This is a genomic window from Streptomyces fradiae (assembly GCF_041270065.1).
Classification (GTDB): domain Bacteria; phylum Actinomycetota; class Actinomycetes; order Streptomycetales; family Streptomycetaceae; genus Streptomyces.
On sequence record NZ_CP065958.1, the window covers coordinates 2,099,206 to 2,124,462 of the forward strand.

Below are 25,257 nucleotides of genomic sequence, written 5' to 3' on the forward strand. Positions count from 1 at the left end.
CCGCCCCCTGATCGGGTGTCTTCACCGAGGCGTACGGCCCCGGCGGCCCGGAGACTGCGGTCATGAGACGTCTCCTGCTTCCCCTCGCCGCCGGGGCCTGTGCCGTCACGCTCACCGGCCTGGTCGGCGGCTGCTCGGCCGGTTCCGCGCCACGGGCCGAGCGGTCGACGGCGGGACCCTCCACCCAGGCCGCGGCGGCTCCGCTCGTCTCCAACCAGCTCCAGGACGACTACCGGGCCGTGATCAAGGACGTGCTGCCGTCGGTGGTGCAGATCGACGCCTCGCAGAGCCTGGGGTCCGGGGTCGTCTACGACGGCAAGGGCCACATCGTCACCAATGCGCATGTGGTCGGCCAGGAGCGGGCCTTCCGGGTCTCGGCGGCGACCGGCGGGCAGCCGGTGACGGCGAAGCTGGTGGCGGCGTATCCCGAGCAGGACCTCGCGGTGATCAAGCTGGACACCGTGCCGCAGGGGCTGAAGCCCGCGAAGCTCGGTGATTCGAGCAAGGTCGACATGGGGCAGATCGTCCTCGCCATGGGCTCGCCGCTCGGCCTGTCCGGCAGCGTCACCCAGGGCATCGTGTCGGCGACCGGCCGGACGGTCAGCGAGGGCCGCGAGGGCGGCGGGACCGGCGCGACGATCGGCAACCTGGTGCAGACCTCCGCCGCGATCAACCCGGGCAACAGCGGGGGCGCCCTGGTGAACCTGGACAGCGAGGTCATCGGCATCCCCACGCTCGCGGCGACCAACCCGGAGCTGGGCGGCGGTTCGGCGCCGGGCATCGGCTTCGCGATCCCCGCGTCGATGGTGAAGACGGTGGCCGACCAGATCATCGCGACCGGCAAGGTGACGGACTCGGGGCGGGCCGCGCTCAACATCACGGGCCGCACGATCGTCGACGAGAACAACGAGCCGGCCGGCGTCGCGGTCGTCGAGGCCCCGCCGAACGGCGCGGCCGCGAAGGCGGGGATCCGGGCGGGCGACGTGATCACCCGCGTCGCCGACGACCCGATCACCACGATCACCTCCCTCGCGGAGTCCTTGGCGGACCGCAAGCCGGGCGACAAGGTGACGGTCGCCTTCACCCGGGGCACGCAGGAGGGCGAGGTCCAGGTCACGCTGGGCGAGATCTAGCGCGGCGCGCCCGTGATGCCGGCCGGTGGGTGGGTGCGCGGGGGCCGTTCCGGTGGCCGGGTCCGGGACTGCATGATTTACGGCGCGGCCGGCTCCGACGAGCCGTGAACGCCCTGCGCCCCGCGCCACAAATCACGCTTCACGTCCCGGACCCGACCCCCTGCACGCCCCCCGCTCCCGTCCGCCGCCGGGCGCTCTAGCCCTCCGCGTCCAGCGGCATCGGGCCGTAGATCTTCGCGCCGTCCTCCGACAGGGTCACCTGGTCCGCGCCGCCGTCGAGGAGGTCGCGCCAGTGTTCACCGATCCAGGACTCGGCGTCGCCCTGGGTGGTGAACTCCTCGGGGGTCACCACCGGAGTGACCTCGGTGCCGTCGGACTTCTCGAACCGCCACGTCCATGCCATGTCCGCCTCCGGTTGATCTTCCGGTTGATCGGTTTCCTGCCCGCAGCGTAGCCGGGCGCGCACCCCTCGCGGTGACGCGGGAGGATCTAGGCGTGGAACTGACTCTGCTCGGCACCGGCGCCCCCCTCGGACTGCCCCGCCCCGACTGCCCGTGCGCCGTGTGCGCGGTGTCCCGCGGCGAGCGGGCGCGGGCCGCGACCTCGCTGCTCGTGGACGGGGCGCTGCTGCTCGACCTGACGCCTGGCGCCGCGCTGGCCGCCGCCCGCTCGGGGCACTCGCTGGTGGGGGTGCGGCAGGTGCTGCTGACGCATCCGCACGACGGGCCGGCCGTGGAGGTGCCGGCGGGGCTGCCGACGGCGGGCCGGGTGCCGGACGGGCGGGAGCTGACGCTGATCAGCGGGCACCGGGTGCGGGCGGTGGCGATGGACGCGCCGGGCACCGGGTACGAGGTGACGTCGGCGGACGGCGAGCGGTTGCTGTATCTGCCGCCGGGCGGCTCCCCGGCCGGGCTGGTGGACGACCACCGCAGGCCGTACGACCTGGTCGTGGCGGATGTGACCGGACGCCCGGACGCGCTGGCCCGGCTGCGGGCGACGGGCGCGGTGGGACCGGCCACGGACGTGATCGCGGCGCACCTGGACCACGACGCCCCGGCCGGCGCCGAGCTGGACCGGCGGCTCGCGGCGGCGGGCGCACGGGCGGTGCCGGACGGGACGACGCTGTACGTGGGCGAGTACCACGCGGTGCCGGACGTGCCGCGCCGCACGCTGGTGACGGGCGGGGCCAGGTCGGGCAAGTCGGTGGAGGCGGAGCGGCGTCTGGAGACCTTCCCGGAGGTGCTGTACGTGGCGACCGGCGGAACCCGCGAGGGCGACCCGGAGTGGGCCCACCGGGTGAGCCTGCACCGGGAGCGGCGGCCGGGCTCCTGGCGTACCGCGGAGACCACCGACCTCGTACCGCTGCTCGGGGAGGAGGGTCCGCCGCTGCTGATCGACTGTCTGTCGCTGTGGCTGACGGACGCCATGGACGCGGTCGGCGCCTGGGACGACGAGCGGTGGGCGGACGGCGGCCGGGAGGCGCTGGCGGCGCGGGTCGCGGAGCTGGTGGCGGCGGTCCGGGAGACCTCGCGGACGGTGGTGGCGGTGACCAACGAGGTGGGCTCGGGCGTGGTCCCTGCGACGGCCTCGGGCCGCCGGTTCCGCGACGAGCTGGGGCGGCTGAACGCGGCCTTCGGCGACGAGTGCGAGCAGGTGCTGCTCGTGGCCGCCGGCCAGGCGCTCGTACTGCGCGGGTAGTCCACGGGTCACCGGGTGCGCACTCGTCACTGCGCGGACAGCCCACCGGCGCCGGACCGGCGCCCGTACCGCGCGGGTAGTCCACGGGTCACCGGGCGGGGCGCGCGGGTAGGGTGCGATCGACCGCGTGACAGACCCACGAACGCATGGACGTCCTAGGTGGAACCGACCTTGAACCTCGACGACTTCTCCGATCTGATCGAGCGCCCCGACGGGGGGATCCGGCACGAGGCCGAGGAGCGCCGGGCGCGTCTGGCCGTCCGGCCGGGGGCGCTCGGGCGGCTCGACGAGCTGGGCGAGTGGTTGTCGGCGGCGCAGGGCGCGGTGCCGGTGCGGCCGGTGGAGCAGCCGAAGGTGGTGCTGTTCGCGGGCGACCACGGGGTGGCGTCCCTGGACGTGTCGGGGCGGGCCGCGGGCACGGCGTACGAGCTGGTGCGCGCGGTGCTCGACGGGGTGAGCCCGGTGGCGGTGCTCGCGCGGGCCCAGGAGGTGCCGGTGCGGGTGGTGGACGCGGGGCTCGACTGCGACCCGGAGCTGCTGCCGGCCGAGGTGACCCGGCACCGGGTGCGGCGCGGGGCGGGCCGGATCGACGTCGAGGACGCGCTGACGGCCGAGGAGGCGCGGGCGGCGCTGGCCCTCGGCATCGCGGTGGCGGACGAGGAGGCCGACTCGGGCACCGATCTGGTGGTGCTCGGGGATCTGAGCGTGGGCGGTACGACCCCCGCGTCGACGCTGATCGCCGCGCTGTGCGGGACCGACGCGTCCGTGGTGACCGGGCGCGGCGGTGCCGGGATCGACGATCTGGCGTGGATGCGCAAGTGCGCGGCGATCCGGGACGCGCTGCGCCGGGCGCGGCCGGTCCTCGGGGACCAGCTGGAGCTGCTCGCGACGGTGGGCGGCGCGGATCTGACGGCGATGACGGGTTTCCTGCTGCAGGCGTCGGCGCGCCGGCTGCCGGTGATCCTGGACGGTGTGGTGGGCGCGGCCTGCGCGCTGGTGGCGCAGCGGGCGGCGTTCCGGGCGCCGGACTGGTGGCTGGCGGGTCAGGTGAGCGGGGAGCCGGCGCAGGCGAAGGCGCTGGACCGGATGGCGCTCAACCCGCTGCTCGACCACGGCGTCACTGTGGGCGAGGGAACCGGGGCCCTGCTCGCGCTGCCCCTCGTCCGGGCCGCTGCCGCGCTGGCGGCGGAGCTGCCGGAGGCCGTTGCTCCCGGGGCGGCCGCTCCGGTGGCGGACGAGGTCGGCTGAGCCGGCGGGTCACGGCACCGGGCGCGTTCGGGGGTGCGTCCGGGCCGCCACGCGCGGCCGGTCGCCCGCTGCGCCCGGCCGGGAGAAGCGGCGCCCCATATGATCGCTTTTCATGGGAGAGGTCCGTTTGTCCAGCGAGGGAGCGCCCCACGGTTCGGCGCGTTCGCGGCGCAGCGCCGCGTTCGCCGTCTGGTACCTGAGGGTCGTCACGTTCATCAATTTCCTGAGCGCCGTCTGGGTGTCGTTCGGCAATGACCTGCGCCGGCACAACGAGGACAACTACTTCACCCCGTACATGCTCACGGCCGGTTTCGCGTCCGGCGTGTTCACCCTGTTCCTGGCGATCACCATGCGCCGCCGCAAGCGGGCCGCGTGGATCCTGAACTTCGTGCTGAGCGGTCTCTTCCTGCTGCTCTTCGCGCTGGTGATGATCTTCCCGGAGATCCGGCAGCACGCCCAGAACTGGGTGTCGCTTGTGCTGACGGCGGCCTTCTTCACGGCGCTGCTGCTCGGCCGCAAGGAGTTCTACGCGAAGGGCGACCGCTCCAACCCGCTGCTCGCCACCGCCGTGGCGATCGGCGGCCTGCTCGTCACCTCGCTGCTCGCCGCCGGTCTGGTCACGGTCACCAACGAGTCCACCGGGCACTCCACCTTCCTGGAGCGCTGGCGGTACGGCGTGATGCGCCTGGTCACGCTGGCCGCCGACGACTCGCGGTTCGCCGGCATCGCCACCCCGGGCTGGGTGGACGTGGTGATCAACGTGATGTCCACGCTGCTGCTCTTCGCGGTGCTGTTCGCCGCGTTCCGCGCCCGGCGGGCGGTCGATCCGCTCACCGAGGAGGACGAGGACCGGCTGCGGATGCTGCTCGACAAGCAGGGCGACCGGGACTCCCTCGGCTACTTCGCGCTGCGCCGCGAGAAGAGCGTGATCTGGTCGCCGAGCGAGAAGGCGGCGATCGCCTACCGGGTGGTCGGCGGGGTGTCGCTGGCCTCCGGCGATCCGATCGGCGACCCGGAGGCCTGGCCGGGCGCGATCGAGCCCTGGCTGGCCGAGGCCCGCGAGCACGGCTGGATCCCGGCCGTGATGGGCGCCAGCGAGGAGGCCGGCACGATCTACGCCCGGCACGGCCTGGACGCCCTGGAGCTGGGCGACGAGGCGATCGTGGAGACCGACGAGTTCACGCTCGACGGGCGGGCCATGCGGACCGTGCGGCAGGCCTTCAACCGGGTCAAGCGGGCCGGGTACGAGGTCCGGATCCGGCGCCACGAGGACATCCCGGCCGACGAGATGGCCGTCCTGCTCGCCAAGGCGGACGACTGGCGCGACGGGGAGACCGAGCGGGGCTTCTCGATGGCGCTGGGGCGGCTCGGCGACCCGCGGGACGGGCGCTGCGTGATGCTGGAGTGCACCGACGAGAAGGGCGAGCTGCGGGCGCTGCTCTCCTTCGTGCCGTGGGGTCCGAAGGGGCTCTCGCTCGACCTGATGCGCCGTGACCGGGACTCCGAGAACGGCCTGATGGAGTTCATGGTCATCGAACTGCTGCAGCGCGCGAAGGAGATCGGGATCACTCAGGTCTCGCTGAACTTCGCGATGTTCCGGTCCGTCTTCGAACGCGGCTCGAAGCTCGGGGCGGGACCCGTGCTGCGGATGTGGCGTTCGCTGCTCAGCTTCTTCTCCCGCTGGTGGCAGATCGAGTCGCTGTACCGCGCCAACGCCAAGTACCGACCGATCTGGGAGCCCCGATTCATGCTCTTCGAGAAGAGCGCCGACCTGCTGCGGATCGGCCTCGCCGCCGGCCGCGCCGAGGGCTTCCTGGAGGCCCCGGGCCTGCCGAAGTGGCTGCACCGCAAGCACCTGGAAGGCAGACGTTGATCCCTGCGCCGGTCCGGGCGTTCGCGCGCCGCGAGTGGGGCCCGCTGTTCGGCACCGTACGGACGGCGCTGGTCACGCGTAAGTGGCGGGCGATCCCGATGACGCTGGCCGCCGTCTGTCTCACCTCGGTCTTCCAGATCGTGCAGAACCAGGACTGGGGCTATCAGCCGGTCCAGGACATCGGCTCGGTGCGGGCCGAGGACCCGCTGGTGCTCGCCCTCCTTCGGACCCCGCTGTCGCTGTTCGTGCCGGCCCTCGACCTGCCGGTGTGGGGCGCGCTCGCGCAGATCCTGCTTGTCTTCGGGATCGCGGAGATCTGCCTGGGGAAGGCGCGGACCCTGCTCCTGGCGTACGTGGCGACGCTCGCCGGCACCCTCTACGCCCGGGTCGGCATCGCGCTCGGCCCGGACAGCCCGCTGGGGCTGCCCGCCACCGACGCGCAGGTGGTGGACACCGGCCCTTCGGCCGCGGTGGTGGGGCTCGCGGTGTACGTGTGCTGGCGCTACGGGGCCCGCTGGACCGGGACCCTGGTGGTCGTCGCCATGGTGGTCGAGGTGCTGATCAAGAACAACCTGGCGGGCAAGGAGCACCTGGCGGCCATCGCGGCCGTGCTCCTGGTGATCGGCGTCCAGGAGTGGCGCCGGAAGCGCCGGAAGCGGGGTCAGCGCGAGGGCGTGGAGCCGCGGCCGGGCACCCGTTCCTGGAAGCCGCCGATCAGGTCCTGAAGCCGGCGGCGGACCTTCACCCAGCGCTTGTCGTGCCGGTAGGTGCGGATCCGGGAGCGGGCCCTGGCCCGGTGGCGGCGCGGATAGAGCCGGCGGGACCACCAGGAGCCGGGGCGGGCGAGGCGGACGGCGCCGACGATGGCGACGAACGGGATCAGGGTGCCGATCACGGCCATCCGGAACTTCCCCTTCACCAGGGTGACCAGGACGAAGAGGAAGTTGATCGCGAGGGTCAGGATGAAGGTCACCCGGTCCTGCCGCTCCTCCGACGTCATGTCGTTCACGCCGAGCGGGGAGAAGCCCGCGAGCGCGAGCAGCACCAGCGCGGCGGTGAGCACCACGACCTCGACGCTCTGCCGGCCGGCCTCCGACCAGTACACGTCGTCGAGATGCAGGATCAGCGCGAACTCGTCGAGGACCAGGCCCGCGCCGACCCCGAAGACCACGGCGAACACGCCCGCCCCGACGCCCTGGCGGCCGCTGGCCACCGCGCCGAAGCCGCCGACGATCGCGAGCACGACGCCCGGCACCACGTGGTGGATGTGCAGCCCGCTCGCCGAGGACACGTTACGGAAGGGGCCCTTGCCGGCCCGGATCAGGCGGGTGATGGTCCGGGTGACCAGGAAGGTGAGGACGAACGAGCTCAGGGCGAGGAACAGCGGGAGCTTCCCGGGTTCCACGATGTTGCGGGAGAACCAGTGACCCATGCCACCCTCTGCCGATTGATCAGCTTTCTTCCGTTCTCGCCCATTTAACCCTTCGCCCGGGGCACTACCCTTCCGCGGATGGACGGCCTGCGTTTCGCCTTCGGCACCCTCACCGTGCTCCCCGCCCGCATCACCCGCTGGGACCGCGACGCGGCCCGCGCCGGGATGCTCTGCGCCCCGCTCGCGGGCCTGGTCGTCGGCCTGTTCGCGGCCGCGGTCGGCGGGGTGTTCCTGCTGCTCGGCGCCGGCCCGCTGCTCGCCGCCGTCCTCACCGTCGCGGTCCCCGCCCTGCTGACCCGCGGCCTCCACCTCGACGGCCTCGCCGACACCGCCGACGGCCTCGGCAGCGCCAAGCCGGCCGAGGACGCGCTGCGCATCATGAAGCAGTCGGACATCGGCCCGTTCGGCGTCATCGCCCTGGTCCTGGCCCTGCTCGCCCAGGTCGCCGCGTTGTACGAGCTGTACGGCGAGGGCTGGGCGCACGGCACGGTGGCCGCCGCCCTCGCCGCGACCGTCGCCCGCCTCGCCATCACCGGCGCCTCCCGCGAGGGCGTGCCCGCCGCCCGCCCCGAAGGCCTGGGCGCGATCGTGGCCGCGACCGTCCCCGTACGCGCCGCCGCCCTGACGGCGCTGGCGGTCCTCGCCCTCGCGGCGGCGAGCGGCGCACTGTTCTCCGCGTGGGACGCGGTACGCCAGGTGCTTGCGGTCCTCGCCGCGCTCGGGGTGGCGGAGCTGCTGCTGCGGCGGTGCGTGCGGCGGTTCGGCGGGGTGACGGGGGATGTGTTCGGGGCGGTGGAGGAGACGGCGCTGACGGTGGCGCTGGTAGCACTGACACTGGGGTGATCAGGGGGTGATCAAGCCGTGACCTGCGCGGAGGGCAACCTTCCGGGGGCGCGCGCGGTCATGTGGGCATGATCAGACGCCTTGCCCGCACGGGCGCGGTGCTCAGCGCCGCCGCCCTCCTCCTGACCGCGTGCTCCGGTGGCGCGGACGACGCCGAGCCGAAGGCCGCGCCGACGAAGCACCCCGTGTTCGACCAGAAGCTCGACCGGCAGGTCTTCCTGGCCCTGCGTCAGTCGCAGAAGGCCGGCACCGTGGGCTTCACCCAGCGCCTGACGCTGACGACGAAGAAGGGGAAGGCGGTCCAGAGCGTCGAGGCGGCTGGACTTCGCGAAGAACGTCGGCGACGCGACCGTCCGCTGGACGGTGCCCAAGGGGTACTCGGACGACGCCAAGGACACGATCCTCGGCCGCGTTCCCGGCAGGAGCAACGCCGACTCCTGGGGCCGCGTCCTGGTCGACGGCCAGAACATCACCTACCGGGCCGCCTCCGCCGACTACTGGCTGCACTACGGCGCCGGTGACTACGACCGGAGCCTGCGCACCCTCGACCGGCTGCGCGGCACCGAGGCGCCGGTCGGCGGCACGCTCCTGGAGGTGCTCGGCGGCGCCGAGGCCACCGGCCGCCAGGGACTCAACTACCGGGCCACCGCACCGCTCGACCCGGTCTCGAACATGCTCCCGGTCGAGGTCTCCGAGCAGCTGACCTCCGAGAGGTACACCCCGGGCATCGCACGGACCAAGACGGTGCCGCTGACCGTCTCCCTGGACGCCCAGGGCCGGCTGAGCCGGGTCAGCGCCGACCTCTCCGGCATGCTCGGCAAGAAGGGCAGCGTCTTCCCGGACGCCACGGCCCTGACGGTGGAACTGAGCCTCGACGGGTACGGCGGGGCGAAGCCCGCGACCCGGCCGGAGGGCCCGGTCGTGGAGGCGGCGAAGTCGGTGCGGTCGATCCACAAGGTCAAGCCCGGGCGCTGTATCGACTTCAGCACCGGTCAGCGCGACATCACCCTGGTCGCCGAGGTCCCCTGCGCCAAGCCGCACGACGGCCGCCTCTTCTCCCACGCCTCGTACAGCGGGGGCGCCTACCCGGGTGAGCCCGCCGCCGAGAAGGAGGCGAACCGGGCCTGTGACCGTGCCTACGTCCGGGCCTCGGACGACTGGGTCTCGGAGGCGGCCGAAGACGGAGGCTTCTGGCGCATGTGGGGCGTGGACGGCATCTCCTGCTACGTCGTCACCGCCAGGGGCGCCGCCTAGCAGGGCCTGCGCCACGCCCCCAGGTCCTCCTTCTTCAGCATCGAGCTGAGGCCGAGCTCCTTCGACCGCGGGCAGAACTCCGTGAGCGGCAGCCCGTACTCGACGTGGAAGACCGCCTTGCCGGCCTGCACGAAGGGCACGAGCAGCTCGCACTCCTCGTACTCGGCGCACTGCTCGTCGACCGCGAAGTCGAAGTCGGGGAGCAGCTGCGGGATCTGGTCCAGGTCGTTCTTCAGGCCCACGGACAGGCCTCGTTCACGGGCGAGGCGGGCGATCAGGCGGTTGTACGTCAGCTGGTCGGCGGCGGTGAGGGGGAAGCCGGTGCGGTTGGTGTAGCCGTCCATGTTGTCGGGCTCAACCGCGTCGAAGCCCTTGGCGCGGCACATGTCGAGCCGGGCCGCCATCAGCGGGGCGAGCAGGTCGGTGCGGCGGATGTCGAGCCAGCGCTCGCCGGGCCAGCCGTTGCTCCTGCCGAGCAGCTCCTTGGGGAACTGCGCGGCGTCCGGGCGGAACTCCTCCCAGGCGCCGGTGGAGAGGTAGCAGATCACCTTGCGGCCCCGGCGGTGCAGGTCGGCGACGGCCGAGGCGGGGTGGTCGAAGCCGTCGATGTCGTAGACGGGGACGTCGACCGTCGGGTCGAGGCGGCCGCTGAGCTGCCACTGCCAGGCGAGGCCGGGCGCCGGCCGCCAGAGCTCCGCCTCCTTCGGATCGGGCCGGTCCGGCCGGTCGGGGGCGGGTGTGGTGCAGGCCGCGGCGAGCAGCAGCAGCGGGACGAACAGCACCAGTAGACGTCTCATAGGACCGGCTCCAGTGTGTGCGGGAGGGTTCCCCACGGGTGGGCGCCGGTGCCGGGCACCGCGCAGTGCACCGGGGTGGCGGGGCGGGCGTCGGGAGGGGCCGCGTAGACCAGGTGGCAGTAGTGGTCGGCGACCGGCAGGTCCAGGTTCCGGTAGGCGTCCCACGGCCCCTCGAAGGTGACCAGGAGGTCGGCCAACGCCTCGTACCCGGGGGCGGGGTGGGCGCCGTGGTTGAGCACCAGGGTGTGCGCCCCGGCCGCCCGGGCGGACACGGCGAGGCGCCGGTAGTGCGGCAGCGCGTCCGGCGCGGTCGGCACCTGGTCGAGGAAGGCCCCGTCGGCTCCGTACCAGTCGCGGTGCCGCACCAGATCGGCGACCACCTCGGGGTGCGGGCGGCGCCCGTAGTCGGTGTCCGCGTAGCCGAGCACCCGGACTCCGGCGGCCCGCAGCCGCCCGGCGACGCCGGCGAAGGCGGGGTCGGGCACGCGGCCCGCGCCGCTGGCCGGGTTGAGGACGACGCCGTAGAGGGAGGGCGCGGCCGCGAGGAGGGCGGCCCAGTCCTCGGGCCGGTCGGCGGGGTGCTCGTAGAACGGCACCAGGAGGAAAGGATCGAGGGAGGGATTCACAGTCCGGCCCCTAGACGCGGTGGGCGGTCGGTCGTACCAGCAGAACACGGGTGAGCACGCACAGCGCGGCGGCCGCGGCACCCGCCGCGAGCGGGCCTGCGGCCGGCGCGAAGGCCTGCGCGAGGCCCTGCGCGGCGGCCGCGAGCAGGCACACCACGGATGCGCTCGCCACCGCGCCGTAGGCCTGGAGCAGCAGCCCCAGCCACAGCACCGCGCCGACCAGGAGCAGCGAGGCGATCCGGGGCGCGGAGACGGCGGCGGCGCCGGGCCACAGCAGCGCGGCGGCGACGGTGAGGACGAGCAGCACGGCGAGATAGCCGCCGAGGCAGCCGGCGAGCGCGCCGGTGACGGCGCGCCGGAACTCGTCGGCCGTGGTCAGCAGCCGCAACCGGGCCAGCCCGGCGGCGCGGAAGCGGTGCAGCAGCCATTCGGCCGGGCCCATGGAGAGGGTGAGCGCGATGACCGCGTCGGCTCCCGCGTACAGCACGAGCAGTCCGCTGCCGAGGCCGAACAGGCCGTACGGGAGTGAGCGCGCGAGCGGCGGCCCGCCCCGGCCCCGGGCGAGCCCGCCGGGGCGGTGCGGGCGCAGCACCAGCGCGGCGAACCCGGTGGTGGCGGCGAGCGAGAGCAGCAGCAGGGCCACCCGGAGCGGCTCCGGCAGGTCGTAGCGGAAGGCGGGCACCGCGCCGGCGAGGGGCGAGAGGGCGACGAGCAGGGCGCGCTCGCGGCCGAGGACGAGCAGCACCGTCGCGGCGGCCAGGTAGAGCGCCTGCCCTGCGCCGAAGACCGCGGCGGGCCGCTCCCCCGGTCCTGCGGCGGCCACCGCGACGGCCGCCCCGGCGAGCGCGCCGGCCGGAGCGCCGGTGACCAGCGCCCGGACGGCGGCGGCCCGGTCGCCGAGCCCGAGCCAGGTGTACGCGCGGTGGGCGAGCGCCTGGTTCCACACCCACCCGGTGACGGCCCCCGCGAACAACGGCACGGTCCCGGGCGGCAGCCCGTACCGCCCGGGTCCGGCCAGCAGCGGCGCCCCGAGCACGTACGCGAGCCCCGGCAGCGCGAACACCACCCCGCGCAGCAGGCACGCGGCGAGCCCGGTGTGCCAGGGTCCGGCGGCCGTCGGCTCCGGCGCGGGGTGACGGCGCTCGGTGCGGGCGTAGAGGTCCTCGGCGAGCGCGAACGAGTCGGCGCGCCCGTACACCAGCCTGATGTGGTCGTCCGTCATGCCGTCCGACTCCAGGATCGCGGCGATCTCGTCCGGGTGGACGGCGGTGGCGGCGAGCGCGTCGAGCCGGTCGGCGAGTTCGTCGAGCGGATCGGGCGCGAGGTGCCCTGCGGGCGGCGGGACGGGGCACACGAGTGCGGCGACCGCGGGCGCGGTCCCGGAAGGCGCGAGCGCCGCCGCCTCGGGGCGCGGCCCCGAGCCGTACGGGTTCCGCGCGGGCAGGCCCGGGGGCGCCGGGTCCGCCCCCGCCTCCGTGTCCCGCTGGCGCGGAATCTGGGGAAGGGAGTCTCTCGTCGCGCCCGGTTTCAGCCAGAGCGAGCCGCTCATGCGAGGGCACCTCCGCGGAGGAGTTCGGCGCGCCAAGGGTCGGTGAGGCGGACGGTCCAGTCCAGGGGGTCCTTCGGGGCGGTGGCGGGGCGGCCGGCGAGTTCGAGGTAGATGCGGCGGAAGCCGTCGACGGAGCGGTGGAGGGTGAAGCGGTCGACGACGCGCTGGCGGGCCCGGCGGGCCAGGTCGGCGCGCCGCTCGTGGTCCCTCAGGAGCTCGGAGACCGCGGCCGCCATCACCGCGGGCTCGCGGGGCGGGACGACGAGGCCGGTGTCGCCGACGGCCTCGCGGACGCCGCCGACGTCGGTGGATACGGTGGCCCGGCCGCAGGACATGGCCTCGATGAGGGAGAAGGGGAAGCCCTCGCTGATGGAGGAGAGCATCACGACGTTGCCCGCCGCGTAGGCGCCGGCCACGTCCGTCGTACGGCCCTCGAAGACGACGCCGTCGGTGACGCCGAGTTCGGCGGCGAGCTTCTCCAGGCGGGTGCGGTAGTCCTCGTTGCCGGCCGGGACCGGGCCGAACAACCGCAGCCGCAGTTCGGGGAGTTCGGCGCGGCAGATCGCGTAGGCCCGGAGCAGGGTCTCCAGGTCCTTGATGGGGTCGACCCGGCCGACCCAGCTGAGGGTGGGGGTCTCGGGCTCGGGTCCGGCCCAGGGGAAGGCGGCGGGGTCGACGCCGTTGTAGACGGTGCGGATGCGGTCGGCGGAGGCGCCGCCGCGTTCCTCCCAGCGCCGGTTGTACTGGTTGCAGGGGGTGATGAGGTCGGCCTTGCGGTAGCCGAGGGTGTTGAGCTCCCGGTAGAAGCCGAGGAGCAGGGCCTTGACGGGGAAGCGCTGGGCCTCGGTGCGGTAGCCGAGGTAGCGCTCGCGCAGATAGATGCCGTGTTCGGTGAGCAGGAAGGGCACCCCTTCGAAGTGCTGCGCGGCGAGCGCCGGCAGCGTGGCGAGCCCGCTGGACACGGCGTGCGCGACCCGGTCGCCGGATATCCGGGCGGCGAGCGGGCGCAGGGCGTGTTCGAGCAGGTCGACGGCGGTGAGGGCGTCGTGGACGGTGGGCCGGGCCGCGGCCGTCGGCAGGTGCGGCATGGACCAGATCCACATCAGGGAGCGGAGCACCCGCTCGGTGCGCAGGGCGGCGGTGAGGCCGCCGGCCCGGGCGAGGGCGGCGAGTTCGTACAGCGCCTCGCCGAAGTCGTGGCCGGCGGCGGGGTCGAGGATCGCGAGCAGGAACCGTTCGCAGGTGTCGAGGAAGCGGCCCCGGGCCCGGCCGCGCGGGGCGGCCCTGGCCCGCTCCGGGGCGGGGCCCCAGAGCGGGAAGGCGGTGTGGGCGGTGAGGTTCGGCGGCAGTTCCCAGGTGACGGGCTCCCGGCCGCTGCCGGTGAGCGCGAGGACGTGGAAGTCGACCTCGGGCATGCCCCGGATCAACTGGTCGCACCAGGTGCTGACGCCGCCGTGGACATGTGGGTAGGTGCCTTCGGTGAGCATGGTGACGTGGCGGCCACTGCTCGGCATGTGCGGTTCCCCCCGGAGCGCGCGGTTCTCGGACGGCTGGTCAGGTGGGTCGGGCGGTCAGACGGTCGAGTGGTCACGTGCGGTCAGGCGGTCGGGAGCTTGAGCGTGACCGCGCTCTGCAGCAGTTCGGGTGTGCTCCAGGCCGACCGGGTGCCGGCGTAGGCGGTGCCGAACACGGCCGTGCCGAGGAGGAGTTGCTTGCGGGTGCCCTCGGGGGCGGTGAGCGGGACGGCCACGCCGGAGGGGGCCTTGACGGTAACGGTGGCGCCGATCCGGTAGGCGGTGACCTGGCCCGCGTCGAGCGCCCGGTCCCAGGCGGCCCGGCGGTCGAGCTCGGTGCCGGTGTCCTTCTGGCTCGGGTTCACCAGCGGGGTGTTGGCGGCGTAGAGCGCCCGGTGGTCCGCGAGGACCCGGTCGAGGACCGGGTAGAGGAGCCGGTCCTCGGCGAGGTTGGACTGGTGGACGTAGTGCGGCCGCGGGTCGTTGCCCATGACGTGGGTGAGGGCGGTCCGCGCCTCCTGCGGCACGATGTGGCTCGCGTAGCCGGTGGCGGTGTCGAGCGGGGCGGGCAGGCAGGTGGAGGAGGGGTTGTCCTCGCACAGGCCGCTGCCGCCGTCGGCGCGGGAGGTGTAGATCCAGTTGTACTCGTCGGCCATCTCGGCGGCGGTGCCCACGTTGTAGTACACGTTCATGGGGTGCCGGGGCACGGTCTTCGCGGCGCCGTAACCGGTGCCGACGGTGCGCTGGGCCGGTTCGCGGGAGTTGTCGCTCGCCGTCCACTTCACGCCGTTGTCGGCGAGGGCGCCGGCCAGGTTGGGGTTGTCGGCGGGCTGCTGGGGCAGGGTCTTCAGACCGGAGTGCTCGCCGGTGACGAGTTCGGTGCGGTCGACGGCGATGCCCTTGCCGGTGGCCCAGTTGAGGTTGTCCCGGATCTGCGCGGAGATCTCGGACCGGGTGACCCACTTGGTCGCCCCGCCGGTGTCCTTGGCGCAGCTCCACGGGACGGTCGTGGCGTCCTGGACGCAGCCGAGGAAGGGGTGGGTGTAGGTGTGGTTGATCCAGCGGTACTGGGCGCGGTCGGCGATCAGCCGGGTGGCGAGCGGGTCGGTGCCGCCGTGTTCGGTCCTCCACTGCTCGCCCTGGCCGCCGTTGTAGACCAGGTCGAGCCGGAAGCCGGCGGACTGCTGCCAGGCGGCGGCGTAGGCCGCGTCGGCGGCGGTCATCCGGACCGGGTTGTCGCCGGCCTCGCCGTCGCCACCGGGGCAGTCGAGGTCGCCGGGGGTGCAGTTGCGGGCGGTGTCCCAGCGGGCGTCGGGGGCGAAGACGTCGTCGACGTGCACGGAGAGATAGTTGCGGGACTGCCCGAGGTGGACGCCCTGGGTGAGCCATTCGACGATGCCGCGGGCGAGCGCCCGGAACTGCCGCTGGTGGCGGTTGTAGGCGAAGGTGACGACGAGTTCGCGGCGTCCGTCGTGGGCGTACTCGCCGATCAGGCTGATGCGGCCGCCGTCGGCGGCGGGCATGTCGAGGTAGCTGGTGAAGCCGGCCCGGGGGCGGCCCGCGTAGCCGTAGCTCTCGGAGACGCCCGGGTCGTTGTCCTCGAAGACGACCGGCCCGCGCAGGTCGCGGAAGGGCCCGGCCTGGCCGGCCGCGGTGACATGGCCGGTGGCGCCGTCGAGGACGCCGGACCAGCCGCCGTCGGACGTGTAGTCGAGGCCGACGCCGGGGTGGGCCCAGGTGTAGGCGTCGACCTGCGGGATGCCGAAGCCCTGCTCGTACGCGACGAGGGCGGCCTGCTCGGCGGAGTCGGGGCCGAAGACGGACTCGTACGGCAGGACCACGCCCTGGTACTTGGCGCGCGGCCGCCCGTCGACCGTGTCGCTGAGGAAGCCGGCGGTGACCACCGGGCGGTTCGGGTCGGCGAGGTCGAGGGTGCGGTACGGGACGCCGGAGCCCTCGAGTTCGGCGGTGATCGCGTCCACGGCGCTGCCGCCGTCGTCGACGACGAGGACGGTCAGGTCGATCCGCGGGACCGGCGTGGCCGCGGCGGCCGACTGCGCGGACGGTACGACGGTGGCGAGCAGCCCGGCCGCGGCGAGGGCGGCGAGCCGGGCGGTACGGGGAGCCCGCGCCGTACGGGGAGCGCGCGCCGTACGGGCGGCGCGGGCGGCGCGGTGGGAGCGGGCGGCGGCGCCGGTTCTGGGCGTGCGGGAGCGGCCGGAATCCATCGGTGGGTGTCCCCCCTCGGCAGGCCCGCGCGGGCGGCGGACCTGTGGAGATGTGTCAGATGGGCGAAGGGCGGTGTGTCGCCCTTGCCTGATTGAGGCGAGTGTGAAACGTGGCCGGCCGGACCGGGCGTCAAACCCGGCAGAGACACCACGGATGAGTGAATCACCACCGCCGTGAACGAAAACGGCGAGCGAGCGTAGGCTCATTACCGGCGCTCATCGGGCCGAAATACGATGCGGCGGGCACGGTCGGCCCATCCCTCGACCGCCACAGAACTCAATGGAAGCGAGAATTCACCACCGTGACTGCTCTCACTCTCAGCACTGCCGGAGCGGCGACGCTGCGCGCCGACGCGGTCGTCGTCGGCGTCGCGAAGTCCGGTAAGACGCTGGTCGTCGCCCCGGGCGCCGAGGCCGTCGACCAGGCCTTCGACGGTGGCCTGGCCGGCGTCCTGGAGACCCTGGGCGCCTCGGGCGCCGAGGGTGAGGCGACCAAGCTGCCCTCCCCCGCCGGCCTGAAGGCCCCCGTCGTGCTCGCCGTCGGCCTGGGTGCCGCGCCCGAGGACGGCGAGGCCTATGGCACCGAGGCGCTGCGCCGGGCCGCGGGCACCGCCGCCCGCGCGCTGACCGGCTCGAAGAAGGCCGCCTTCGCGCTGCCCGTCGCCGACGCCGACGCCGCCGCCGCCATCGCCGAGGGCGCGCTGCTCGGCGCGTACGCCTACACCGCGTACCAGGAGAACGGCAACGGCGGCAAGAAGCCGCTGGCCGAGGTCGCCCTGCTCGGCGCCAAGCCCCGCGACAAGGCCCACAAGGCCGCCGCGGAGCGCGCCATCGCCGTCGCGGAGGAGATGAACCGCGCCCGCGACCTCATCAACCAGCCGCCGAACGACCTGACGCCGGCCGCGTTCGCCGCCGCCGCGCAGGCCGCCGGCAAGGAGCACGGCCTCAAGGTGCAGGTGCTCGACGAGAAGGCGCTCGCCAAGGGCGGCTTCGGCGGCATCCTGGGCGTCGGCAACGGCTCGGTGAACCCGCCGCGGCTGGTCCGGGTCGCCTACACCCACCCGAAGGCGGAGAAGACCCTCGCCCTGGTCGGCAAGGGCATCACCTACGACTCGGGCGGCATCTCCCTGAAGCCGGCCGGCCACAACGAGACGATGAAGTGCGACATGAGCGGCGCGGCCGCCGTCTTCGCCACCGTCGTCGCCGCGGCCCGCCTCGGCCTCGCCGTCAACGTCACCGGCTGGCTCGCCCTGGCCGAGAACATGCCGTCCGGCTCCGCCACCCGCCCGGGCGACGTGCTGCGCATGTACAGCGGCAAGACCGTCGAGGTCCTGAACACGGACGCCGAGGGCCGTCTGGTCCTGGCCGACGCGCTGACCAAGGCCTCCGAGGAGCACCCGGACGCGATCGTCGACGTGGCCACCCTGACCGGTGCCATGGTCCTGGCGCTCGGCAACCGCACCTTCGCGATCATGGCCAACGACGACGACTACCGCTCCGCGCTGCACGAGATCGCGGACGAGGTCGGCGAGCAGTCCTGGCCGATGCCGCTGCCGGCGGACCTGCGCAAGGCGATGGACTCCCCGACCGCCGACATCTCCAACATGGGCGAGCGGATGGGCGGCGGCCTGGTGGCCGGTCTGTTCCTGAAGGAGTTCGTGGGCGAGGGCATCACCTGGGCCCACCTGGACATCGCGGGCCCCGCCTTCCACGAGGGCGCCCCCTACGGCTACACCCCGAAGGGCGGCACCGGCTCCTCGGTGCGCACCCTGGTGCGCCTCGCGGAGCGCACGGCGGACGGCGAGCTCTGATCACCGAGTGATCCGGCGAACGGCCCCCAGGTCACCGACCTGGGGGCCGTTCGCTCGCGACGAAATCCGTAGCTTCGTACGTGGCTGTCACCCCGCCGTACGGACCATCCACCGTCTCAGAGCGCGGCCCCGCGTCCCGCCGTCCGGCAACAAGTGCGAAGATGGGTTCTCGGCAGGACAGGGCCCCCACCACAGGGCCGACAAATATGCGGCCGGACCACCGGAGCCGCCGCCCCGTCACCGCAGACGGGCGACGAGCGCACATGCATGGAGGACGTGACGTGGCGAACGACGCCAGCACCGTTTTCGACCTAGTGATCCTCGGCGGCGGTAGCGGCGGTTACGCCGCCGCGCTCCGTGGAGCGCAGCTGGGCCTGGACGTCGCACTGATCGAGAAGAACAAGCTCGGCGGCACCTGCCTGCACAACGGCTGCATCCCGACGAAGGCCCTGCTCCACGCCGGCGAGGTCGCCGACCAGGCGCGCGAGGCGGAGCAGTTCGGTGTCAAGGCCTCCTTCGAGGGCATCGACATCAAGGCCGTGCACAAGTACAAGGACGATGTGATCTCGGGCCTCTACAAGGGTCTGCAGGGTCTCGTCGCCTCCCGCAAGGTGACCTACATCGAGGGCACCGGCCACCTGTCCTCCCCGACCTCCGTCGACGTCGACGGGCGCCGGGTCGAGGGCCGTCACGTCCTGCTCGCCACCGGCTCCGTCCCGAAGTCCCTGCCGGGTCTGGAGATCGACGGCAACCGGATCATCTCCTCGGACCACGCGCTGACCCTGGACCGGGTCCCGGAGTCCGCGATCATCCTCGGCGGCGGCGTCATCGGCGTCGAGTTCGCCTCGGCGTGGAAGTCCTTCGGCACCGACGTCACGGTGATCGAGGGCCTGAAGCACCTCGTCCCGGTCGAGGACGAGAACAGCTCCAAGCTGCTCGAGCGCGCCTTCCGCAAGCGCGGCATCAAGTTCAACCTGGGCACCTTCTTCCAGTCGGCCGAGTACACCGAGACCGGTGTGAAGGTCACCCTGGCGGACGGCAAGACCTTCGAGGCCGAGGTGCTGCTCGTCGCCATCGGCCGCGGCCCGGTCTCGGCCGGTCTCGGTTACGAGGAGCAGGGCGTCGCGATGGACCGCGGCTATGTCCTGGTCGACGAGTACATGCGCACCAACGTGCCGACGATCTCGGCCGTGGGCGACCTGGTCCCGACGCTCCAGCTCGCGCACGTCGGCTTCGCCGAGGGCATCCTGGTCGCGGAGCGCCTCGCGGGTCTGAAGCCGGTCCCGGTCGACTACGACGGCGTGCCGCGGGTGACGTACTGCCACCCGGAGGTCGCCTCCGTCGGCATCACCGAGGCCAAGGCCAAGGAGATCTACGGTGCGGACAAGGTCGTCGCCCTGAAGTACAACCTCGCGGGCAACGGCAAGAGCAAGATCCTCAAGACCGCGGGCGAGATCAAGCTCGTCCAGGTCAAGGACGGTGCCGTGGTCGGCGTCCACATGGTCGGTGACCGCATGGGCGAGCAGGTCGGCGAGGCGCAGCTGATCTACAACTGGGAGGCGCTGCCGGCCGAGGTCGCGCAGCTCATCCACGCCCACCCGACGCAGAACGAGGCACTCGGCGAGGCCCACCTGGCCCTGGCCGGCAAGCCTCTGCACTCCCACGACTGACGCTCACGTCATCACAGGGCGCGACGACCACTTTCCGCAATTCGTTAGGAGCAACTGAAACCATGTCGGTTTCCGTAACCCTGCCGGCGCTCGGCGAGAGCGTCACCGAGGGCACCGTCACCCGCTGGCTCAAGGCCGAGGGTGAGCGTGTCGAGGCCGACGAGCCGCTGCTCGAGGTCTCGACCGACAAGGTCGACACCGAGATCCCCGCCCCCGCCTCGGGCATCCTGGCCTCCATCAAGGTCGCCGAGGACGAGACGGTCGAGGTCGGCGCCGAGCTGGCCATCATCGACGACGGCTCCGGCGCCCCCGCGGCTGCCCCGGCCCCCGCCGCCGAGGCCGCTCCGGCTCCGGCCGCCGCTCCGGCCCCCGTGGCCGAGGCTCCCGCCGCCCCGGCGCCCGCCGCCGAGGCTCCGGCCGCCGCCCCCGCCGGTGGCGCCCAGGGCACCGACGTCGTGCTGCCCGCGCTCGGCGAGTCCGTCACCGAGGGCACCGTGACCCGCTGGCTGAAGTCGGTCGGCGAGACCGTCGAGGCCGACGAGCCGCTGCTCGAGGTCTCCACGGACAAGGTCGACACCGAGATCCCCGCCCCCGCCTCCGGCGTTCTCCTGGAGATCGTCGTCGGCGAGGACGAGACCGCCGAGGTCGGCGCCAAGCTGGCCGTCATCGGCGCCGCAGGTGCCGCTCCGGCCGCCCCGGCCCCTGCCGCCCCGGCCCCTGCCGCCGCTCCGGCTCCGGCTGCTCCCGCCGCCCCGGCTCCGGCCCCCGCGCCGGTGGCCCCGGCCGCGCCGGTCGCCGCTCCGGCTCCGGTCGCCCCGGCCGCCCCCGTGGCCGCCCCGGCCCCGGTCGCGCCTGCCGCTCCGGCCGTCGCCCCGGCCGCCGCGGAGGACGAGGGCGCCTACGTGACGCCGCTGGTCCGCAAGCTCGCCTCCGAGCACGGCGTGGCCCTGTCGAGCGTCAAGGGCTCCGGCGTCGGCGGCCGTATCCGCAAGCAGGACGTCCTCGCGGCCGCCGAGGCCAAGAAGGCCGCCCCGGCCCCCGCCGCCGCTGCCGCTCCGGCCGCCGCCGCGAAGGCCCCGGCCCTCGAGGTCTCCCCGCTGCGCGGCCAGACCGTCAAGATGACCCGCATGCGCAAGGTCATCGGCGACAACATGATGAAGGCGCTGCACGGCCAGGCCCAGCTGTCCTCGGTCGTCGAGGTCGACATCACCAAGCTGATGAAGCTGCGCGGCCTCGCCAAGGACGCGTTCGCGGCCCGCGAGGGCGTCAAGCTCTCCCCGATGCCGTTCTTCGTCAAGGCGGCGGCCCAGGCGCTGAAGGCCCACCCGGTCATCAACGCCCGGATCAACGAGGACGAGGGCACGATCACCTACTTCGACACCGAGAACATCGGTATCGCGGTGGACTCCGAGAAGGGCCTGATGACCCCGGTCATCAAGGGTGCGGGCGACCTGAACATCGCCGGCATCTCGAAGGCCACGGCCGAGCTGGCCGGCAAGGTCCGCGGCAACAAGATCACCCCGGACGAGCTGGCGGGCGCGACCTTCACGATCTCCAACACGGGTTCGCGCGGCGCGCTCTTCGACACCATCATCGTTCCGCCGAACCAGGTCGCCATCCTGGGCATCGGCGCCACGGTGAAGCGTCCGGCCGTGATCGAGACCGCCGAGGGCACCGTCATCGGCGTGCGCGACATGACGTACCTGACGCTCTCCTACGACCACCGTCTGGTGGACGGCGCCGACGCCGCCCGCTACCTGGTGGCCGTGAAGGCGATCCTGGAGGCCGGCGAGTTCGAGGTCGACCTCGGCCTGTAAGGCAACGTAACGAGCCTCACCAGCGGTGTCCCCGTCCGGATGTGTGTCCGGGCGGGGACACCGCCGTATTGTCTAAGGGTCAAGAACTCCCGGAGGAGCCGCTCAATGACCGTCCCCGTCGTCCACTCGCTGCGCGAGCAGATCCGCGAGCACATCGTGGAGGGCATCGTCAGCGGACGCTGGAAGCCGGGCGAGCGCATCGTGGAGCGGCGGATCGCGACGGAGCTGGAGGTCTCGCAGACCCCGGTCCGGGAGGCGCTGCGCGAGCTGGAGTCGCTGCGGCTGATCGAGTCGGCGCCGAACAAGGGCGTCCGGGTGCGCAATCTGACCGCCGCGGACCTGGAGGAGAGCTACCCGGTGCGGGCCGGTCTGGAGCAGATCGCGGCGGAGCTGGCGGCCGGCCGGCTCGCCACCGACTGCTCGGCCCTGGAGCCCCACGTGACGGCACTGTACGAGGCGGACGCGGCCTCGGACGGCACGGCGCAGGTGCGGCACACGGTGGCCTTCCACCGGGAGCTGGTGCGGGCGGCCGGGAACAGCGTGCTGCTGCACACCTGGGAGGGCCTGGGCATCGAGGTGTTCACGGCCCTGTCGATCCGCTGGCTGGGCACGGTGCAGAAGTCGTACGCGGAGGAGCACCAGGAGCTGGTGGAGGCCTTCCGCCGGGCGGATCCGAACATCGGGGCCCTGGTGAAGGCGCATGTGCTGGGGTGCGCGCCGAGGGCGTGAATCCGGCCAGGGACTGACGAGAGCGGGCTCGCTGCGGCGGGCCCGCTCTTTCGTGCCCGCTCGGCCCGCTCATTCGTGCGTACGAGGCCTCATCCCGTCACCCCACCTGCGAAAACAAGGCACCGGGTGCCCATTTCTGCGGCACCCTGTGCCGACTTTGGTGCTCCGGGCATCTTTTTCGCCCCGAAGCTTTGATCGATCATCGATCGCCGACATACAGTCTTCCGGGGCCGTACCCCGGCCCTTCGCCCTGTCCTGCCAGACAAGGCCCCTTTATCTCCACCCCCATCTGTCCGGAAGGCGGCGATCATGACCGATCCCGTAGGCAAGATTCCGAGCGAGCTCGACCAGCTCCCGGACCGTGACACCGAGGAGACCGCCGAGTGGGCGGCCTCCCTGGACGCCGTCACCAAGGCCGCCGGCCCCCACCGGGCCGCCTACCTGATGCGCCGCACCCTCCAGCACGCCGACACGGCGGGCCTCGCCCTGCCGAAGCTGCTGGAGACGGACTACCTCAACACCATCCCCACCTCCGCCGAGCCGGTCATCAGCGACTTCGGCGGAGACGAGGAGCTGGAGCGGAAGATCACCGCGTGGAACCGCTGGAACGCGGCCGCGATGGTCACCCGCGGCTCCAAGCACGGCGTCGGCGGCCACATCGCGACCTTCGCGTCCGCGGCCTGGCTGTACGAGACCGGCTTCAACCACTTCTTCAAGGGCAAGGAGTCCGGCGAGGCCGCCGGCTCCGGCGACCAGCTCTACATCCAGGGCCACGCCTCCCCCGGCATCTACGCCCGCGCCTTCCTCGACGGGCGGCTTACCGAGGCGCACCTCGACAACTTCCGGCAGGAGTCCGGCGGCAACGGCCTGCCCTCCTACCCGCACCCGCGGCGCCTCCCCTGGCTGTGGGAGTTCCCCACCGTCTCCATGGGTCTCGGCCCGCTCTCCGCGATCTACCAGGCGCGCTTCAACCGCTACCTGACCAACCGCGGCATCAAGGACGTCTCCTCCTCGCACGTCTGGGCCTTCCTGGGCGACGGCGAGATGGACGAGCCCGAGTCGACGGCGGCCCTCGCACTGGCGGCCCGCGAGGGCCTGGACAACCTGACCTTCGTCATCAACTGCAACCTGCAGCGCCTCGACGGCCCGGTCCGCGCCAACTTCAAGATCGTGCAGGAGCTGGAGGCCCAGTTCCGCGGCGCCGGCTGGAACGTCGTGAAGTCGCTGTGGGGCAACGCCTGGGACGAGCTGTTCGCGCTCGACACCACCGGCGCCCTGGTCCGCCGCCTCCGCGAGGTCCCGGACGCGCAGGTCCAGACGTACCAGACCCGCGACGCCGCGTACATCCGCCAGGACTTCTTCGGCAAGGACCCGGCGCTCGTCGCGATGGCGCAGCTGCTGTCCGACGACAAGATCCTCGAGTGCTTCCACCTCTCCCGCGGTGGCCACGAGCCGCGCAAGGTGTACGCCGCGTACAAGGCCGCCCTGGAGTTCAAGGGCGCGCCGACGGTGATCCTGGCGCAGACCGTGAAGGGCTTCACCCTGGGCGAGGGCTTCGCGTCGAAGAACGCGAACCACCAGATGAAGAAGCTGTCCACGGACGAGTTCAAGAACATGCGGGACCTGCTCGACCTGCCGATCTCGGACGCGCAGTTCGTCGACGGCGTGGTGCCGTACGGCCACCCGGGCGCCGACTCCCCCGAGGTCCGCTACCTCCAGGAGCGCCGCGCGGCCCTCGGCGGCCCGGCCCCGGCCCGCCGGGTGCACCCGCTGGCCCCGCTGCCGGCCCCGGCCGACAAGGCCTTCGCCGCCTTCGACAAGGGCTCCGGCACGCAGTCCGTCGCCACCACGATGGCCTTCGTGCGCCTGGTCAAGGACCTGGTCCGCGACAAGGAGACCGGCAAGCGCTGGGTCCCGATCGTCCCGGACGAGGCCCGTACCTTCGGCATGGAGTCGCTGTTCCCCTCGCTCGGCATCTACTCGCCGAAGGGCCAGACGTACGAGCCGGTCGACCGCGACCAGCTGATGTACTACAAGGAGGCCGTCAACGGCCAGATCCTGAACGAGGGCATCACCGAGGCCGGCTCGATGGCCGACTTCATCGCCGCGTCCACCGCGTACGCGACGCACGGCGAGGCGATGATCCCGTTCTACATCTTCTACTCGATGTTCGGCTGGCAGCGGACCGCCGACCAGATGTGGCAGCTCGGCGACCAGCTCGGCCGCGGCTTCCTCGTCGGCGCGACCGCGGGCCGTACGACGCTGACCGGTGAGGGCCTGCAGCACGCCGACGGCCACTCCCCCGTCATCGCGGCCACCAACCCGGCGGCGCTGAGCTACGACCCGGCGTTCGCGTACGAGGTCGCGGCCATCGTCAAGGAGGGCCTGCGCCGGATGTACGGCGAGGCGGCCGAGGGCGAGGACCAGAACGTCTTCTACTACCTCACCGTCTACAACGAGCCGATGCCGCAGCCGGCCAAGCCGGGCCACGCGGGCGTCGACGAGGGCATCGTCAAGGGCCTCTACCGCTTCAACACGGCCGAGTCGGCCGGCCTGGAGCTGCCCGCGAACGCCGCCCGCATCCAGCTGCTCGCCTCCGGCACGGCGATCCACTGGGCCCTGGAGGCGCAGAAGCTGCTCGCCGCCGAGTGGGGCGTGGCCGCCGACGTGTGGTCCGCGACCTCCTGGACCGAGCTGCGCCGCGACGCGCTTGAGGCCGACGCGGCCCTGCTGCGCGGCGAGGAGCGCGTGCCGTACGTCCGCCAGGTCCTGGAGGGCGTGGACTCCCCGGTCCTCGCGGTCTCCGACTACATGCGCCAGGTCCCGGACCAGATCGCGCAGTGGATCGAGCAGGACTACACCTCGCTCGGCGCCGACGGCTTCGGCCTCTCGGACACCCGCGCGGCGGCCCGCCGCCACTTCGGCATCGACGCCGAGTCCATCGTCGTCGCCGCCCTCGCCCAGCTCGCCCGCCGCGGCGAGGTCCAGGCGACCGCGGTCAAGGAGGCCCGGGAGCGCTACGGCCTGTAAGGCCG

General features: G+C 73.1%; 20 protein-coding genes. 12 read left to right on the forward strand and 8 right to left on the reverse strand.

What is annotated here, in order from left to right:
- Nucleotides 1-62: 62 nt before the first annotated feature.
- Nucleotides 63-1,133: a S1C family serine protease gene (locus JAO84_RS09440; RefSeq protein WP_370412145.1), complete on the forward strand. Its 1,071-nt coding sequence runs from the start codon at nt 63-65 to the stop codon at nt 1,131-1,133.
- 196 nt (nt 1,134-1,329) lie between these two features.
- On the opposite strand, the gene JAO84_RS09445 is transcribed toward JAO84_RS09440, so the two are convergent.
- Nucleotides 1,330-1,536: a hypothetical protein gene (locus JAO84_RS09445; protein ID WP_265861758.1), complete on the reverse strand. Its 207-nt coding sequence runs from the start codon at nt 1,534-1,536 to the stop codon at nt 1,330-1,332.
- Nucleotides 1,537-1,628: 92 nt separating this feature from the next.
- Between JAO84_RS09445 and JAO84_RS09450 the strand changes: the two genes are divergently transcribed.
- The 4 genes from JAO84_RS09450 to JAO84_RS09465 all read left to right on the forward strand — a co-directional run bounded on the left by JAO84_RS09450 (nt 1,629) and on the right by JAO84_RS09465 (nt 6,677).
- Nucleotides 1,629-2,831 (forward strand): bifunctional adenosylcobinamide kinase/adenosylcobinamide-phosphate guanylyltransferase, encoded by a 1,203-nt coding sequence (locus tag JAO84_RS09450; protein ID WP_370412147.1) that lies wholly within the window; start codon nt 1,629-1,631, stop codon nt 2,829-2,831.
- 171 nt (nt 2,832-3,002) lie between these two features.
- Entirely contained in the window at nt 3,003-4,079 is a 1,077-nt protein-coding gene (locus JAO84_RS09455) for a nicotinate-nucleotide--dimethylbenzimidazole phosphoribosyltransferase (protein ID WP_370416698.1), read from the forward strand.
- Nucleotides 4,080-4,191: 112 nt separating this feature from the next.
- The gene (locus tag JAO84_RS09460; RefSeq protein ID WP_370412149.1) at nt 4,192-5,952 is read left to right on the forward strand and encodes a phosphatidylglycerol lysyltransferase domain-containing protein; all 1,761 of its coding nucleotides are present in this window, start codon (nt 4,192-4,194) and stop codon (nt 5,950-5,952) included.
- A complete protein-coding gene (locus JAO84_RS09465; RefSeq protein WP_370412151.1) occupies nt 5,949-6,677 on the forward strand; it encodes a hypothetical protein in 729 nt (242 codons plus the stop codon). Before JAO84_RS09460 ends, JAO84_RS09465 begins: the two co-directional genes overlap by 4 nt.
- Here the strand turns inward: JAO84_RS09465 and JAO84_RS09470 are convergent.
- Nucleotides 6,614-7,384, reverse strand: a complete 771-nt coding sequence (locus tag JAO84_RS09470; RefSeq protein WP_370412153.1) for a hypothetical protein — start codon at nt 7,382-7,384, stop codon at nt 6,614-6,616. The genes JAO84_RS09465 and JAO84_RS09470 overlap by 64 nt on opposite strands.
- 78 nt (nt 7,385-7,462) lie before the next feature.
- On the opposite strand from JAO84_RS09470, the gene JAO84_RS09475 reads away from it, so the two are divergent.
- Entirely contained in the window at nt 7,463-8,227 is a 765-nt protein-coding gene (locus JAO84_RS09475) for an adenosylcobinamide-GDP ribazoletransferase (protein ID WP_370412155.1), read from the forward strand.
- Between the two features lie 11 nt (nt 8,228-8,238).
- Here JAO84_RS09475 and JAO84_RS09480 read toward each other — a convergent pair whose 3' ends face one another.
- On the reverse strand, nt 8,239-8,619 hold the full coding sequence (locus JAO84_RS09480) for a hypothetical protein (protein WP_370412157.1): 381 nt from the start codon (nt 8,617-8,619) through the stop codon (nt 8,239-8,241).
- On the opposite strand from JAO84_RS09480, the gene JAO84_RS09485 reads away from it, so the two are divergent.
- Nucleotides 8,591-9,481, forward strand: a complete 891-nt coding sequence (locus JAO84_RS09485; RefSeq protein WP_370412159.1) for a hypothetical protein — start codon at nt 8,591-8,593, stop codon at nt 9,479-9,481. The two genes, JAO84_RS09480 and JAO84_RS09485, sit on opposite strands and share 29 nt — an antisense overlap.
- Here the strand turns inward: JAO84_RS09485 and JAO84_RS09490 are convergent.
- The 5 genes from JAO84_RS09490 to JAO84_RS09510 all read right to left on the reverse strand — a co-directional run bounded on the left by JAO84_RS09490 (nt 9,478) and on the right by JAO84_RS09510 (nt 16,195).
- Nucleotides 9,478-10,278 (reverse strand): endo alpha-1,4 polygalactosaminidase, encoded by an 801-nt coding sequence (locus JAO84_RS09490; protein ID WP_370412161.1) that lies wholly within the window; start codon nt 10,276-10,278, stop codon nt 9,478-9,480. The two genes, JAO84_RS09485 and JAO84_RS09490, sit on opposite strands and share 4 nt — an antisense overlap.
- Nucleotides 10,275-10,904 carry a spherulation-specific family 4 protein gene (locus tag JAO84_RS09495; RefSeq protein ID WP_370412163.1) on the reverse strand — a complete coding sequence of 210 codons (630 nt, stop codon included), beginning with the start codon at nt 10,902-10,904 and terminating at the stop codon, nt 10,275-10,277. The genes JAO84_RS09490 and JAO84_RS09495 overlap by 4 nt, the downstream gene beginning before the upstream one ends.
- Before the next feature lie 10 nt (nt 10,905-10,914).
- Nucleotides 10,915-12,453 (reverse strand): hypothetical protein, encoded by a 1,539-nt coding sequence (locus JAO84_RS09500; protein ID WP_370412165.1) that lies wholly within the window; start codon nt 12,451-12,453, stop codon nt 10,915-10,917.
- A complete protein-coding gene (gene pelF / locus JAO84_RS09505; RefSeq protein WP_370412167.1) occupies nt 12,450-13,967 on the reverse strand; it encodes a GT4 family glycosyltransferase PelF in 1,518 nt (505 codons plus the stop codon). Before pelF ends, JAO84_RS09500 begins: the two co-directional genes overlap by 4 nt.
- Nucleotides 13,968-14,050: 83 nt before the next feature.
- Nucleotides 14,051-16,195 (reverse strand): hypothetical protein, encoded by a 2,145-nt coding sequence (locus JAO84_RS09510; protein ID WP_370412169.1) that lies wholly within the window; start codon nt 16,193-16,195, stop codon nt 14,051-14,053.
- Between the two features lie 302 nt (nt 16,196-16,497).
- On the opposite strand from JAO84_RS09510, the gene JAO84_RS09515 reads away from it, so the two are divergent.
- The 5 genes from JAO84_RS09515 to aceE all read left to right on the forward strand — a co-directional run bounded on the left by JAO84_RS09515 (nt 16,498) and on the right by aceE (nt 25,252).
- Nucleotides 16,498-18,006, forward strand: coding sequence for a leucyl aminopeptidase (locus JAO84_RS09515; RefSeq protein WP_370412171.1), 1,509 nt, complete (start codon nt 16,498-16,500; stop codon nt 18,004-18,006).
- A gap of 281 nt (nt 18,007-18,287) precedes the next feature.
- Nucleotides 18,288-19,676 carry a dihydrolipoyl dehydrogenase gene (lpdA, locus tag JAO84_RS09520; protein WP_265861778.1) on the forward strand — a complete coding sequence of 463 codons (1,389 nt, stop codon included), beginning with the start codon at nt 18,288-18,290 and terminating at the stop codon, nt 19,674-19,676.
- 62 nt (nt 19,677-19,738) lie between these two features.
- Nucleotides 19,739-21,493, forward strand: a complete 1,755-nt coding sequence (sucB, locus tag JAO84_RS09525) for a 2-oxoglutarate dehydrogenase, E2 component, dihydrolipoamide succinyltransferase (protein WP_370412173.1) — start codon at nt 19,739-19,741, stop codon at nt 21,491-21,493.
- Between the two features lie 105 nt (nt 21,494-21,598).
- Entirely contained in the window at nt 21,599-22,222 is a 624-nt protein-coding gene (locus JAO84_RS09530; RefSeq protein ID WP_370412175.1) for a GntR family transcriptional regulator, read from the forward strand.
- A 309-nt stretch (nt 22,223-22,531) separates the two neighbouring features.
- Complete coding sequence (gene aceE, locus JAO84_RS09535) at nt 22,532-25,252, forward strand: pyruvate dehydrogenase (acetyl-transferring), homodimeric type (protein ID WP_370412177.1); 2,721 nt, start codon at nt 22,532-22,534, stop codon at nt 25,250-25,252.
- The last annotated feature ends 5 nt before the right edge of the window (nt 25,253-25,257 follow it).